Origin of the sequence: Niallia sp. FSL R7-0648 (genome assembly GCF_038007005.1) — a bacterium.
Classification (GTDB): domain Bacteria; phylum Bacillota; class Bacilli; order Bacillales; family Cytobacillaceae; genus Niallia; species Niallia circulans.
In genome coordinates this window covers 2604833-2618700 of record NZ_JBBOWE010000001.1, presented here as the reverse complement: position 1 = coordinate 2618700, position 13868 = coordinate 2604833, and the positions used below count along the sequence as shown (strand labels likewise).

13 protein-coding genes, 1 pseudogene and 2 riboswitches are annotated in these 13868 nt (G+C 36.3%); of the genes and pseudogenes, 11 read left to right on the top strand and 3 right to left on the bottom strand.

The annotated features are described in order from the left end of the window. The first annotated feature begins 13 nt into the window (after positions 1 to 13). From comGC to NSQ89_RS12745, 6 genes are read left to right on the top strand one after another with little or no spacing between them, the layout of a single operon-like run. A complete protein-coding gene (comGC, locus tag NSQ89_RS12770; protein ID WP_341132704.1) occupies positions 14 to 328 on the top strand; it encodes a competence type IV pilus major pilin ComGC in 315 nt (104 codons plus the stop codon). Next, a complete protein-coding gene (gene comGD / locus NSQ89_RS12765; protein WP_082138260.1) occupies positions 325 to 762 on the top strand; it encodes a competence type IV pilus minor pilin ComGD in 438 nt (145 codons plus the stop codon). Before comGC ends, comGD begins: the two co-directional genes overlap by 4 nt. After that, entirely contained in the window at positions 746 to 1069 is a 324-nt protein-coding gene (locus NSQ89_RS12760) for a hypothetical protein (RefSeq protein ID WP_047941177.1), read from the top strand. The genes comGD and NSQ89_RS12760 overlap by 17 nt, the downstream gene beginning before the upstream one ends. Continuing rightward, entirely contained in the window at positions 1066 to 1512 is a 447-nt protein-coding gene (gene comGF, locus NSQ89_RS12755) for a competence type IV pilus minor pilin ComGF (RefSeq protein WP_235844479.1), read from the top strand. The genes NSQ89_RS12760 and comGF overlap by 4 nt, the downstream gene beginning before the upstream one ends. A gap of 6 nt (positions 1513 to 1518) precedes the next feature. Beyond that, positions 1519 to 1899, top strand: a complete 381-nt coding sequence (gene comGG, locus NSQ89_RS12750; protein WP_047941176.1) for a competence type IV pilus minor pilin ComGG — start codon at positions 1519 to 1521, stop codon at positions 1897 to 1899. 54 nt (positions 1900 to 1953) lie between these two features. Then, the gene (locus NSQ89_RS12745; RefSeq protein ID WP_047941175.1) at positions 1954 to 2142 is read left to right on the top strand and encodes a YqzE family protein; all 189 of its coding nucleotides are present in this window, start codon (positions 1954 to 1956) and stop codon (positions 2140 to 2142) included. A gap of 62 nt (positions 2143 to 2204) precedes the next feature. Here the strand turns inward: NSQ89_RS12745 and NSQ89_RS12740 are convergent, their stop codons facing one another. Continuing rightward, positions 2205 to 3002 (bottom strand): YqhG family protein, encoded by a 798-nt coding sequence (locus NSQ89_RS12740; RefSeq protein WP_144545194.1) that lies wholly within the window; start codon positions 3000 to 3002, stop codon positions 2205 to 2207. After that, a complete protein-coding gene (locus tag NSQ89_RS12735; RefSeq protein ID WP_341132703.1) occupies positions 2971 to 4683 on the bottom strand; it encodes a DEAD/DEAH box helicase in 1713 nt (570 codons plus the stop codon). The genes NSQ89_RS12740 and NSQ89_RS12735 overlap by 32 nt, the downstream gene beginning before the upstream one ends. A gap of 292 nt (positions 4684 to 4975) precedes the next feature. Then, positions 4976 to 5067: riboswitch (glycine riboswitch) on the top strand. Positions 5068 to 5069: 2 nt separating this feature from the next. Further along, a riboswitch (glycine riboswitch) is annotated at positions 5070 to 5157 on the top strand. A gap of 103 nt (positions 5158 to 5260) precedes the next feature. Between NSQ89_RS12735 and gcvT the strand changes: the two genes are divergently transcribed. From gcvT to gcvPB, 3 genes are read left to right on the top strand one after another with little or no spacing between them, the layout of a single operon-like run. Next, the gene (gcvT, locus tag NSQ89_RS12730; RefSeq protein WP_341132702.1) at positions 5261 to 6361 is read left to right on the top strand and encodes a glycine cleavage system aminomethyltransferase GcvT; all 1101 of its coding nucleotides are present in this window, start codon (positions 5261 to 5263) and stop codon (positions 6359 to 6361) included. Between the two features lie 58 nt (positions 6362 to 6419). Beyond that, entirely contained in the window at positions 6420 to 7766 is a 1347-nt protein-coding gene (gcvPA, locus tag NSQ89_RS12725; protein WP_341132701.1) for an aminomethyl-transferring glycine dehydrogenase subunit GcvPA, read from the top strand. Then, on the top strand, positions 7759 to 9216 hold the full coding sequence (gene gcvPB, locus NSQ89_RS12720; RefSeq protein WP_095322381.1) for an aminomethyl-transferring glycine dehydrogenase subunit GcvPB: 1458 nt from the start codon (positions 7759 to 7761) through the stop codon (positions 9214 to 9216). Before gcvPA ends, gcvPB begins: the two co-directional genes overlap by 8 nt. Before the next feature lie 105 nt (positions 9217 to 9321). Here gcvPB and NSQ89_RS12715 read toward each other — a convergent pair whose 3' ends face one another. Next, positions 9322 to 9699 carry a rhodanese-like domain-containing protein gene (locus tag NSQ89_RS12715; protein WP_047941360.1) on the bottom strand — a complete coding sequence of 126 codons (378 nt, stop codon included), beginning with the start codon at positions 9697 to 9699 and terminating at the stop codon, positions 9322 to 9324. A gap of 209 nt (positions 9700 to 9908) precedes the next feature. On the opposite strand from NSQ89_RS12715, the gene NSQ89_RS12710 reads away from it, so the two are divergent. Further along, positions 9909 to 10745 (top strand): lipoate--protein ligase family protein, encoded by an 837-nt coding sequence (locus NSQ89_RS12710; protein ID WP_061798495.1) that lies wholly within the window; start codon positions 9909 to 9911, stop codon positions 10743 to 10745. 533 nt (positions 10746 to 11278) lie between these two features. After that, a pseudogene (locus NSQ89_RS12705) lies at positions 11279 to 13826 on the top strand (vitamin B12-dependent ribonucleotide reductase). The last annotated feature ends 42 nt before the right edge of the window (positions 13827 to 13868 follow it).

Below are 13868 nucleotides of genomic sequence, written 5' to 3'. Positions count from 1 at the left end.
AAGGAGAAAAAAAATGAAGAATGAGCAAGGATTTACCCTAATTGAAATGATGATTGTTTTGGTGGTTATTTCCATATTATTGATTATCACCATTCCCAATATAACCAAGCATAATTCCAAAATCAATAATACTGGGTGTGAAGCATTAACAAAGATGGTACAAGCAGAGGTTCAATCTTACTATATAGAGCATAAAACATATCCAGAGAATCTTGCTAAACTAGAAGAGGAAAATTATATAACAGCAGACCAAAAAAAATGTCCCAATGGCAAGGAGTTAAATATTAAAAATGGAGTAATTACAACATCAGGTTCAGAAAATCCATGATAAATAATCAAAGAGGCTTTACGTTAATGGAAATGCTTGTTGCCATGTCTTTACTAGTTGTTCTTTCCTCTCTATCCATATTCCTTGTTACTTCCCAACAAACTTCTCTTAAAGAAACTCACTTCTTAGCGCAATTGGAAGGTGATCTTTATTATGCCCAAGCGTTTGCGCTAGAAAATCAAATCCCCATTCAAGTGAGGATATATCCAACTTTACATTATTACTACATGCGTGCTGATGCTGATACTGGGAATATTGTGGAACGTTATTATGCAGATGATGTTATATTTTCTACTAACGCGACACTTTCTTTTAACATTAATTCGAATGGTAATTTTTCGAAATTTGGCACATATGAATTTAGAATTGGTAAACAACCCTATAAATTAACCGTTTTAATAGGGAAAGGACGATTTTATGCGACTAAATTGTAAAGGCTTTATGCTGCCGGATTATCTATTGTCCTTTACGATATGGCTCTTAATAGCGCTAACATGGATGCCGGTTTATATCCATGTGTTAAAACAGCTAGAAGATTCCGCGGATAGCAGGCTAGTAAATGAATTGTTTTATAACCATTTAATAGAGCTTAAATTAGAGGAAGTGGAGAGAGGGAATACGACGATTGAAAAAGAAGGAACAAGCTACTCGATTGTCTGGGAAAAAGATAGTATTGTCTGTTTGCAATATAAGGATGTATTTCAGAAAAACAAAAAAATCTGTGAAGTGTGGAAAGAATGAACAAATTAATACTTCATAATAATAATAAGGGCTATGTGTTGGCAGAAATGCTTCTTTCCTTTTTTATTTTCACGATTATTCTTACTCTCCTGTTAACTCCTTTGCGACTTATGCTTGACAAGCAGTTTTCGGAAAAAGAATTACAAGAAATGGAGTGGGAAGTGTTCATTCTTGAATTAAAAAAAGAAACAAAAATGTCACAAGGAATTTCTGTTTCAAACAATAAATTGGTACTCTATGTGGATGGCAGGGTTGTTACTTATGAAAAATATGGAAGCAGTGTTAGAAGGCGAGTAGATTCAACAGGGCATGAGGTAGCATTACAAGCCATTAACAAGGTAGAATTTATTATGCAGAAGAACGGATTTCGGGTTAAGGTAGTAGACCGATTTGGTATGGCAAAAGAGACTAGTATAAGATCTTATCTTACCTTTTTGGAGTGATGGGAATTGATTAAGAACAATAAAGGATTTATTTACCCATTATCTTTATGTGTATATATCCTTTTTATCCATTTTTTATTTATACTATATGGAATTTATGTAAATAAGAAGGGGATAGATTCAGGAGTCAAAAATAGCAATATTCAAGAATATTATTTTTTGTCTTCCTTAAAAGAAATCGAGCTAGACCTTTCAACAAAAGAGAATCCTGACCTTTCAGGTACAAAGAATTTTTTACATGGTAATGTCTTTTATACAATTGAAAAAAATTCGCGTACTACTTTTAAAATCGATTATCAATTAAAGATGCAAGATGGGATAAAGCCGATTTATGCGATAAGTTACTTTGATATAGAGCAGAATAAAATGACGAAATGGGTTGAATGAATAAAAAACAAACGATAGGGCTATCCTAGTACAAATGCTAGAGTAGGTGATTAGATGAATACCAATGATTATGTGAAGTATTTAACCCAAACATTTGTCCAGTACATGGATCAGCCCAAAGAAGAAAGAAAAAAATTAAGAGCGGAAAGAAAAGGACTGAAAGAACCTTTCATGCTAAGGTGGTTTGGGATTTTACCTTATTTAATTTTATTCAGTTTCAAGCGTAGAAATGTAAAGAGATAGGTTTGGAAAGGAGTAGATGCTGCTTATGACAGCAATTTACTCCTTTTTAATAAAGCTGATCTTTACGAAACAGCTTCTGAAGCCAAATAGAAGAGCCCGCCATTAATAATCGAAATATTAATCTTTGGCTCATATTGTTCCTGCAGGGCTAACCTTTCCGTTTCCAAAGTTTCTTGTTCTTCTTCCATATCCTCATAAAAATGCTCTAGCAATTCTAAATCCTTTTTCCACCTTTGCTTCGCTTCTTCTGCCCATGAATGCTCTTCTGCTAATAAAGATTGTTTTATCATATTCTCAATTCTTGTTATCCCACTTTTCGGCATGATTAAGGGAGAGAGCGTAAATGCATAATCAGGAATTTTGGCAGAAAGGTTCATTTTCTCCACTTTTGCCTGGAAATCTGTTGCTATTTGGCCATTGATGAGCTGCAGTCCAATCGATTGAAATACGTCTCGTTTTCTGTCACATTGATAGGAAATTTTCACATTAAGAGCAAGCCATGGTTGTAAAGGGGTTTGCTGCTTTCCATATGCTATCTTATTTTCATATAAACGAATATACTTTGATAAATTTTTTGCAGAAGCAAAAAGTTGATGAAGACGGGGAGACCCAAAGTGGATCAGTTCGCCCTTCAAATCCTCTGGTGCCAGCTTTGGATCAGTAATGAGGGTTAGACTGGCAGGATTCGGAACGCCGCCAGTCTTTTCAAGATAATGCCAATAAAAAGGTCGATTCATTAACTCCTTGTCCATTTCAATTGTTAATTGGACAGTTAGATAACCAGGTTTATTCTCCACTATCTCACAATCATTTGCGACAAAAAATCGTTCAAGAAATTGATGAATTTCCTGCTGCTTCATATGGCTCATCCTCCTTCATACTTTGTGCGAATTCAATCATGCTTGTTAAATTATCCATTTTTATTTTCATTTCTCCTTCTGATTTAGAGTGGGAGAAAATATCAATCATATAATCATCCATATTGCCAAAATCCAATTTCGTCAAAATATCATCTAGCTCGCCAATAACTTTTTCAAAAAGATGGATTTTTTCATAAAGTAATTTTAAAATATGATCTTCCACTGTGTCTTTTACGGCAAAATTATAAATCTTCACATCTTCTTTTTGACCAAGCCGATGAATCCGGCCAATTCTTTGCTCCAATCTCATTGGATTCCATGGTAAATCAAAGTTTATAATATGATGACAAAATTGGAGGTTGATTCCTTCGCCGCCGGCCTCTGTGGCAATTAATACTTGTGCATGATTCTGGAAGAGATCTCGCATCCAATCCTTTTTGCCGCGTTTAAATCCACCGCGAAATGGAACAGATGTAATACCGTGCTGCTTCAAAAACCATTGTAAATAAAGTTGTGTAGCCCTATATTCGGTAAAGATGATTACTTTATCATTAATTTTCTTAATAAGCTCTAGTGCCTTGTTTGCTTTTGAATTTTGCTGAACCGCTTCTACTTTTTTTACCAGTTCTTGTATTCTTTGTTGGAATTGTGGTGTTGGATTTTCCACTTTCTTCACCATGTTTTGCAGTGTATAATACACTGCTTCTCTGCTGGAACACGCCTCTCTTTGTAATGTAATCATCGAAAAAGGACTGCGGGGATTTTCGATGTTGCTAGAAAGATTGGTTTCAGTTTTTAAATCTGCCAGTCCTTTATACAATGCTCTTTCTTCTTTTGTAAATTCAATAGGAACGGCTTCAACAATTCGTTTGGTCCATTCAATCCCTGTATCATGGCGTCTGTTTCTGATCATGACTTTATTGACCAATGCTTTTAGATTTTCATCATCATCAATGGAGCGAGCATCTTTTTTATATTTTTCATAGAAAGATGATTCGCTTCCTAGATGACCTGGCTTTAATAAAGATACTAAATTAAAAATTTCGCTAATTCTATTTTGGATAGGAGTAGCTGTTAATAGCAAACAAAATTTCTTTTTTAAATTTTGGACAAACTCATAGTTTTTTGTTTTATTATTTTTGAGTTTATGCGCCTCGTCAATAATCACCAAATCATAGTCCAGATTGTTTATAATATCACGATGCGGCTGTCTTTTTGCTGTATCAATAGAAGACACGACAATGTCGCATTGCTCCCAGACATAACTTTTGCGCTGAACCATTGCGGGAATATAAAATTTACTATTTAACTCATAAGCCCATTGTGTGACAAGAGAGGCAGGAACTAAAATCAGCACCTTTTTTACTAAACCACGAATCATGTATTCTTTTAGTATCAATCCTGCTTCAATCGTTTTACCAAGACCAACTTCATCTGCCAAAATAGCTTTTCCATTCATATCTTCTATTACTTTTTTCGCAACCTCCAGCTGGTGAGGCAATGGAGAAAGGTCTGATAGGTATTTAGGGGCTTGGAGACCTTCGAATTCTGGTATGATATTATGTTGTTCCACTTCTACTGCTAGCTTATATAGTTCCCAATTGGCCCATGGACCATCATCTGAAATTCGCTTTAATAGCTGATCATTCCACGAATCATCAAAATTGATTTGAAGTGTCATCGTTTATTCATCCTTTCTAATGTTTCCTCTGGTAAAGCTAAAAAGTTATGTATATGAGAAATAAAAAAAGAAAGCTAGTAAACATAAAAACTTATTGCCACCTTTTCATTCGGATGTTAGGATAAAAGGGTAAAAAAGTTTTTAATTTTGTCACAATTTATTTATATTGGGACAAAACATGAACATTAAATGAGAAAAAATAAATATTAATCGTATTTTGCTAATTACATAAACAAACATTATTTCTGGTAGTATTTAGTATGACCAATGGAGAAAATTTTATGAATCGCGGATGAGAAATAGGGGAGAGACTACGTTTGTAGCGCCGAAGGAGCAAGCAATATTATTTGTGAATCTCTCAGGCAAAAGAACTCTATTTGGACGCAGCTCTGGAGAGTGCTTACAAGTAAATGTGTAAGCCACCAAAGGGGACAGCCGACATTATCGGTAAACTTTCAGGTGCAAGGACAGAGCCCTTACTTTTTTTAAAAGGGGGGGTTCTGTCTTTTTTTGCTGCCATTTTATGATATGCAATAAATGAGAATGTCTAATACATAGGGGAATGGAGTGCTGTTCATTGACTTTATTAAAGCAAACACCGTTATACGAAGTGTATAAACAGTATGGCGGAAAGACAATCGATTTCGGAGGCTGGGATTTACCTGTACAATTTTCTGGCATAAAACAGGAGCACGAGGCAGTTCGTACAAAAGCAGGCTTATTTGATGTTTCCCATATGGGGGAAATCGAAGTTAAAGGGAACGATAGTTTAGCATTTCTGCAAAAAATGCTTACAAATGATATTGGAAAAATCAATATTGGTGCTGCTCAATATTCAGCAATGTGCTATGAAAATGGTGGGACTGTAGATGATTTATTAACATATAAGCTAGCAGAGCATCACTATTTATTAGTTGTAAATGCATCCAATATCGAAAAGGATTTCGAATGGTTACAAAAGCATGCAAGTGGGGATGTACTCTTAACGAATTTATCTCAAGATATTGCTCAATTAGCACTGCAAGGTCCATTGGCAGAAGAAGTGCTAAGAAAAATAAACCCTTCTATTGATTATGCTTCAATAAAATATTTTCACTTTCAGAACAAGGTGAATGTAGCAGGTAAAGAAGTTCTTTTATCCCGTACTGGCTACACAGGTGAAGATGGATTTGAAATTTATTGTCAAAGTGAAGATGCTATTGACTTATGGAGTGAAATATTGACAGCAGGAGAGCCGTTAGGCGTACTTCCGTGTGGATTAGGGGCAAGGGATACTTTGCGCTTTGAAGCAGCACTTGCCTTGTATGGGCAAGAATTATCCGCTGATATCTCTCCATTGGAAGCCGGGATTGGATTTGCGGTTAAAGTAAATAAAGAAGCAGACTTTATTGGAAAAGAAGCTTTAATGAAGCAAAAAGAAGAAGGACCGATTAGAAAGTTAGCCGGTATCGAAATGGTAGATAGAGGAATACCGAGACATGGCTATAAGGTATATGCAAACGGATTATGTATTGGAGAAGTAACTACGGGTACACAATCACCAACCTTAAAGAAAAACATTGGTCTTGCATTAATTCAAAGTGATTATGCAGCAATAGATACAGAAGTAGAAGTCGAAATTAGAGGAAAGTATTTAAAGGCAAAAGTAACTAAATTTCCTTTTTATAAACGAAAATAATTTTTAATCTTTTTTTCTACAAATAAATCAAATGGGCTAATGACTGGGGGAAAAACGAATGAAGCATCGTTATTTACCGATGACGGAACAGGATCAAAAGGAAATGTTAGCGGCAATAGGGGTAAGTTCAGTAGAAGATTTATTTTCAGATATACCAGAAAAAGTGCGTTTTCAAGGAAACTATTCGATTAAACCGGCAAAAAGTGAATCAGCTTTATTGAAAGAATTAACAAAACTTGCCCAAAAGAATGCTGATGCAAAAGCGAATGTTTCTTTTTTAGGTGCAGGAGTTTATGATCACTATTCGCCTGTTATTGTCGATCATGTTTTATCACGATCTGAATTTTATACAGCCTATACTCCATATCAACCAGAAATTTCTCAAGGGGAATTACAGGCTATTTTCGAATTTCAGACAATGATAAGTGAACTGACTGGAATGGACGTAGCAAACTCTTCTATGTACGATGGGGCAACTGCATTAGCAGAAGCAGGAATGTTAAGTGCAGGTACGACGAAACGGAAGAAAATTCTTCTCTCGAGTGCTGTCCATCCTGAGGCAAAAGAAGTAGTGAAAACCTATGCAAAGGGACAGTATATTGAGGTTATCGAGATTCCGCATAATGAGGGAATAACAGATATAGAAGCATTAGAGGAAATGGTAGATGATACAGTTGCAGCTGTGATGATCCAATATCCGAACTTTTTTGGGAGAGTAGAGCCGCTTAAGGATTTAGAAGCAATTATTCATGCTCATAAATCATTATTTGTTGTATCTAGTAATCCATTAGCTTTAGGGGCGCTGACTCCCCCAGGAAAATTTAATGCAGATATTGTCGTGGGGGATGCGCAGCCTTTTGGAATTCCAATGGGCTTTGGAGGTCCGCACTGTGGTTATTTTGCTGTAACGTCAAAATTAATGCGTAAAGTGCCTGGGCGTTTAGTAGGGCAAACTGTAGATGACAATTGTCAAAGAGGTTTTGTGTTAACACTGCAGGCGCGAGAACAACATATTCGCCGTGACAAGGCAACTTCTAATATTTGCTCGAACCAAGCACTTAATGCATTAGCTGCTTCCGTTGCTATGACTGCACTTGGAAAACATGGCGTGAAAGAAATGGCGATTGCTAATATACAGAAAGCCCATTATGCTAAAACCAAATTAAAGGAAGTTGGATTTGAAATAGTGTATGAAGGACCTTCCTTTAATGAGTTTATTATTAAATGTAATTCCTCTATTTCGGCAGTAAACCGAGCATTATTAGAAAAAGGTATAATTGGTGGCTATGATTTAGGAAGAGACTTCAAACAATTAGAAAATCATATGCTCATTGCAGTAACCGAATTGCGTACAAAAGAAGAAATAGATGAATTCGTTGCAGAAATGGAGGATTATCATGTCTAATCAAAATCAACCTCTTATCTTTGAAAGCAGTACACCAGGCAGAATTGGCTATAGTTTGCCAGAAATGGATATTCCGGCAGTAGATCTTACACAATTACTGCCAAATGATTATATCAGAGAAGAAAATCCAGAATTACCAGAGGTCTCTGAATTAGATATTATGCGTCATTATACTGCATTGTCCAAACGAAATCATGGCTTGGATTCTGGTTTTTACCCACTAGGTTCGTGTACGATGAAATATAATCCGAAAATAAATGAAAATGTGGCAAGATTCAATGGGTTTGCCCATATTCATCCGCTCCAAGAAGCGTCATCTGTACAAGGGGCTCTTGAGTTAATGTACGATTTACAACAGCATCTTGTTGAAATCACAGGGATGGATGAAGTAACCTTGCAGCCAGCTGCAGGTGCACATGGCGAGTGGACTGGGTTAATGTTAATTAGAGCATACCATGAAGCAAATGGAGATATGCATCGTACAAAGGTAATTGTTCCCGATTCTGCGCACGGAACCAATCCTGCTTCGGCAACCGTTGCTGGCTTAGAAACAATAACGGTTAAATCAAATGAACATGGACTTGTTGATCTAGTTGATTTAAAACGTGTAGTAGGAGAGGATACTGCAGCATTAATGTTAACAAATCCTAATACTTTAGGTCTATTCGAAGAAAATATTCTAGAAATGGCGGAAATAGTCCATAATGCCGGTGGAAAATTATATTATGATGGCGCCAATCTAAACGCTGTTCTTTCTAAAGCAAGACCTGGAGATATGGGTTTTGATGTTGTTCATCTAAATTTGCATAAGACATTTACAGGACCGCATGGCGGCGGTGGACCGGGTTCAGGACCGGTAGGAGTGAAAGCTGATTTGATTCCATTCTTGCCAAAGCCAGTATTGACCAAAGTAGGGGAAGAATTTGTATTAGATTACAATAGACCTCAATCGATTGGCAGAGTGAAGCCGTTCTATGGTAATTTTGGGATTAATGTCCGTGCTTACACGTATATCCGTTCTATGGGGCCAGATGGCTTAAAAGCGGTCACAGAAAATGCTGTATTAAATGCAAACTACATGATGCGTCGATTGGCTGAACATTACGATTTGCCATTTGATCGTCATTGTAAACATGAATTTGTGTTAAGCGGAAGACGGCAGAAGAAACTAGGTGTGAGAACACTTGATATAGCCAAAAGGCTGCTGGATTTTGGCTATCATCCACCTACTATCTATTTCCCGCTTAATGTAGAGGAGTGTATAATGATCGAGCCGACTGAGACCGAGTCAAAAGAGACATTAGACAGCTTTATCGATGCAATGATTCAAATTGCAAAAGAGGCAGAAGAAACACCGGAAATCGTTCAGGAGGCTCCACATACAACGGTAATCGGTCGCTTGGACGAAACATTAGCAGCGAGAAAACCTGTTCTGCGCTATACAAAGTAATTCGTCAGTGCTATGAAGCTATTTATATTTAAGTAATAAAAAAGCTGATGTCCATGTAAATTGGCATCAGCTTTCTTCTATATAATAATTCCTATAAGAGCATTATTATTTTTTTGCTTTAATTTTCCCTGTCCACTTTTTAAATCCGCCTTCTAATTGGGTTAAATCTTTGTACCCTTTACGATATAGAAATTGAGCTGCTCTCCCGCTTCTCATCCCATTTTGACAGTATAGGTATACTGGTTTATCAGGACGGATTTCACTTTTTCTCATCTTTAGCTGTGATAGTGGAATATTTCTTGCGCCAAGTACATGTCCTGCCTCATATTCGTTGGGTTCACGTACATCAATTAATTGTGCTTTTCTGTAGCCTTGACGGAATTCATCTTGGCTCACAGTTTTAACAATTCGGCGTTGATACAGCCACATCACTAATGAATATACAAGGAATGCGACTAAAATGATGAGAAGAGTATAAATCATTGTCAATTCTCATTTCTCCTTTCAATTACTTGCACTATCTCTATTATATCTATCAACTGGTATAGTAGTAAAGTAAATACTTACATGAGTCTTCTAAAGTTTCAAAGAATACCACTTTTCTCATGCAAGTTACTTTTAAATAATCTGATATTTTGATATCCTTAGTAAGGATTTAGGAATACATCATACATAGAAAAAGAGGGTTCATCATGGTAAAAGAAACATGGAGATTTATTGATTCAGGCAATCATTCTCCTTCTTTTAATATGGCATTAGACGAAGCTTTATTAGAATGGCATTCTAAAGGAGTTTTTCCGCCGGTTATCCGTTTTTATGGCTGGAATCCTGCTACTTTATCTATTGGATATTTTCAGAAGGTAGAGAAAGAAATTGATTTAGATGCAGTGAAAGAATTGGGACTTGGATTTGTTAGAAGACCGACAGGCGGAAGAGGTGTACTGCATGAACACGAATTAACATACAGTGTTATTGTGTCAGAAGAACATCCTAATATGCCTAAAACAGTTACAGAAGCATATCGTGTAATTTCGGAAGGTATTTTAAAAGGTTTTCATTTTTTAGGTTTGGATGCTTATTTTGCAGTGCCGAAAACAGAAGAGCAGCGAAATAATTTAAAAAGCCCAAGATCCGCAGTATGCTTTGATGCTCCCAGTTGGTATGAATTAGTTGTGGAAGGCAGAAAAGTTGCCGGAAGTGCACAGACAAGACAGCAAGGTGTAATTTTGCAGCATGGTTCCATTTTACTTGATTTAGATGAGGATAAATTATTCCGTTTATTTAAGTATCCAAATGAACGTGTCAAAGAGAGAATGCAAAAAGCATTTAAGAGTAAAGCGGTGGCAATTAATGAGTTAACCACAAGAAATATTACCATCGAAATGGCGAAAGAGGCCTTTAAAAAAGGTTTTGAAGTAGGATTAAATATTCAATTAGAAAACTATCAACTAACAGATGAAGAATTAGGATATGTTGAAAAAATCGCCAAAGAAAAATATGAAAAAGATGAATGGAACTTTAGACGATAACATCCTTAAACACGAAATTCTTTTATTAATGGAATTTCGTGTTTTTCTTTTGTAGACAAATGTTTATGTAAAAATATTTTGAGCTATTATCTCAATCGATTAAGCGCTCTATACCAATGGCTTATGCTTTTTTGTATGCTGCAAGTGCAAAAGAAGTTGAAAATCCTTTAAAATAACCAGTTTTCTTCATTTCTCTTACCTTTTCTTTAAAATCTACTTATTTTATCATTTGACAAATTGGTTAACACTCTATCAATACACAATATATAGATGTTTTATGTTTGTTTATATACTATATATTGATTTCGCTGTTTTGGTGTGATAGATTAAGGTTATTGCAATACTAGACACCTATTGATAGATTTATCCCACTCTTAAACTTCTATAAAGGAGAGAAGGATAGATATCAACTGTTTGGAAAGGGATGTATGGTTCAATTAACCATGGTTATGGATGGGAGTTTCTTATTTAAGTATAAAAGAAATTTTTCATCAATTAGATAGCATTTTTATATGAGTGAAGGAGTTGTCCGTATGTCTACAATGTTAAGTCGGGGTATTAAATTAAATGTTGAGAAACTGAATACGGATATTGCTTTATTTCCGGAGGTCTATCCAATTACTCCAGATATGAAGCTAACACATAAAGGCGTTTCTCGACTAGTAATGCTTGATCGTTATACGTATAAAGATACAGAGAAAATTACATTAACTGCTGGTGATTTTGTGGTTTTAACTATTAAAGAGGACCCTAAGTTTCCAGCAAGAGGACTTGGATTTATTCAAGAAATTGATCATGTCTTAAACACAGCAACAGTGTTAGTAGAAGAAGATTATCGTGGTGTGCTGGAAGGAAAAGAAGCAGAAACAGGAGTTGTCATTCGTTCTTTAGATGTTATTGAAAAACCATTGGAGATATATTATGAGCAAATCGCTAAGCGTAATGCAACTGGTCTAGCGTCAGTAGAAAAGACGGAAGAGAAAAGAATGGTTCGAAAAGTTTTACCAGGAGCTTGTTAATTTGAACTTCATCCCGGCTGGTCGTGTGTTATATGGAGCAGGTGCAGGAACGGATGTTACATATTTCAATTGCTATGTAATGCCTTTTGTTCCAGATTCAAGAGAAGGTATTTCCGAGCATCGTAAGCAGGTTATGGAAATCATGAGTCGTGGAGGCGGTGTAGGAACAAATGGATCTACATTAAGACCGCGGAATACATTAGCAAAAGGAGTTAATGGAAAATCTTCAGGTTCTGTTTCTTGGTTGGATGATATTGCAAAATTAACCCATTTAGTAGAGCAAGGTGGATCTCGTCGTGGTGCTCAAATGATTATGCTAGCTGACTGGCATCCAGATATTATTGAATTCATTATTTCGAAAATGCAAAATCCTCGCATTTTACGGTTCTTGATCGATAATACACAAGACCAAACCATTAAAAAATATGCACAAGATAAATTAAAATTTACGCCATTAACGGACAAAGAGCGTGCCATGTATCGAGGCATTCTAAATTATAAGAATATCCCTGGCCAAGGTGGTTTTAACGAGGAAATTTTCAGGGATGCAGAAGAAAAGCTTTCAATCGGAGGGACATATTCTGTTCATCAGACAGAATTTTTAACTGGCGCAAATATTTCTGTCTGCTTAACAAAGGAATTTATGGAAGCGGTGGAGAAGGATGAAGAATATGCACTTCGTTTCCCAGATGTAGAAAGTTACGATAAGGAGCAAATGCAGCATTATAATGAAGAATGGCATAAAGTTGGTGATGTAAGAGAGTGGGAGGCAAAGGGAAATAGAGTTCGTATTTATCGTAAAATGAAGGCAAAGGAATTATGGAACCTAATTAATATCTGTGCAACTTATTCTGCAGAGCCCGGTATCTTCTATATTGATAATGCAAATGAAATGACAAACGCAACTAGCTACGGTCAAAAAGTTGTCGCGACAAACCCATGTGGTGAGCAGCCGCTGGCACCATATAGTGTATGTAACCTTGCTGCTGTTAATCTTGCAGAAATGGCAGATAAAGAAAACAAGACTGTTAATTTTGAGAAGCTTAAGAAAACAGTAGAAGTAGGCGTAAGATTGCAGGATAATGTTATTGATGCCACACCTTACTTCTTGGAAGAAAATAAAGACCAGGCTCTAGGAGAGCGTCGTGTTGGACTTGGAGTAATGGGTCTTCATGATTTACTCATATACTGTGAAACAGAATATGGCAGTGAAGAAGGAAATGTTTTAGTAGATAAAGTATTTGAAACGATTGCAACAACTGCATACAGAACATCGATTGACTTGGCAAAAGAAAAAGGCAGCTTCCCATTCTTACAAGTAGAAACAGAAGAGGGAGAAGCGGGATTACGCAATGCTTTTATTCATACTGGCTACATGAAAAAAATGCCTAAGGATATTAGAGACAATATTCTTCAATATGGTATCCGTAATTCCCATTTACTAACTGTTGCACCAACCGGAAGCACAGGTACAATGGTTGGGGTATCAACTGGTCTGGAACCATACTTTTCCTTCTCTTACTTCCGCAGCGGGAGACTTGGAAAATTTATCGAAGTAAAAGCAGATATTGTTCAAGAATATTTAGATGCACATCCAGAGGCAGATCCAGATAATCTTCCCAATTGGTTCGTTGCTGCAATGGATTTGGAACCTGAGGCTCATGCTGATGTACAATGCATCATTCAACGATGGATTGACAGCTCTATTAGTAAAACGGTAAATGCGCCAAAAGGTTATAGTGTAGAGCAAGTTCAGAAAGTATATGAGAGATTATACCGTGGCGGCGCTAAGGGTGGTACGGTATATGTTGATGGTTCACGTGACAGTCAAGTGCTTACATTAAAGGCAGAAGAGAATACATTCGAAGATATACTACTACAAAAACAGGAAAAAACACATGTTGTACTTGTTGATACAATAAATGAATTGCAATCAACAAACGTAACGATTGGGTCAGAGATAGGCGATACTTGTCCTGTATGCAGACAAGGCGTCGTCGAAGAAATTGGTGGCTGTAATACTTGTACGAATTGCAACACACAATTAAAATGTGGACTTTAATAAATATTAGGTATAGAAAAATGGCTGAATTGAAAACATCCC

Bases quoted from the DNA above. Each gene is read 5' to 3' on its own strand.
- comGC (WP_341132704.1), top strand. From the start codon at position 14: ATGAAGAATGAGCAAGGATTTACCCTAATTGAAATGATGATTGTTTTG.
- comGD (WP_082138260.1), top strand. From the start codon at position 325: ATGATAAATAATCAAAGAGGCTTTACGTTAATGGAAATGCTTGTTGCC.
- NSQ89_RS12760 (WP_047941177.1), top strand. From the start codon at position 746: ATGCGACTAAATTGTAAAGGCTTTATGCTGCCGGATTATCTATTGTCC.
- comGF (WP_235844479.1), top strand. From the start codon at position 1,066: ATGAACAAATTAATACTTCATAATAATAATAAGGGCTATGTGTTGGCA.
- NSQ89_RS12745 (WP_047941175.1), top strand. From the start codon at position 1,954: ATGAATACCAATGATTATGTGAAGTATTTAACCCAAACATTTGTCCAG.
- NSQ89_RS12740 (WP_144545194.1), bottom strand. From the start codon at position 3,002: ATGAAGCAGCAGGAAATTCATCAATTTCTTGAACGATTTTTTGTCGCA.
- NSQ89_RS12735 (WP_341132703.1), bottom strand. From the start codon at position 4,683: ATGACACTTCAAATCAATTTTGATGATTCGTGGAATGATCAGCTATTA.
- gcvPA (WP_341132701.1), top strand. From the start codon at position 6,420: ATGAAGCATCGTTATTTACCGATGACGGAACAGGATCAAAAGGAAATG.
- gcvPB (WP_095322381.1), top strand. From the start codon at position 7,759: ATGTCTAATCAAAATCAACCTCTTATCTTTGAAAGCAGTACACCAGGC.
- NSQ89_RS12715 (WP_047941360.1), bottom strand. From the start codon at position 9,699: ATGATTTATACTCTTCTCATCATTTTAGTCGCATTCCTTGTATATTCA.
- NSQ89_RS12710 (WP_061798495.1), top strand. From the start codon at position 9,909: ATGGTAAAAGAAACATGGAGATTTATTGATTCAGGCAATCATTCTCCT.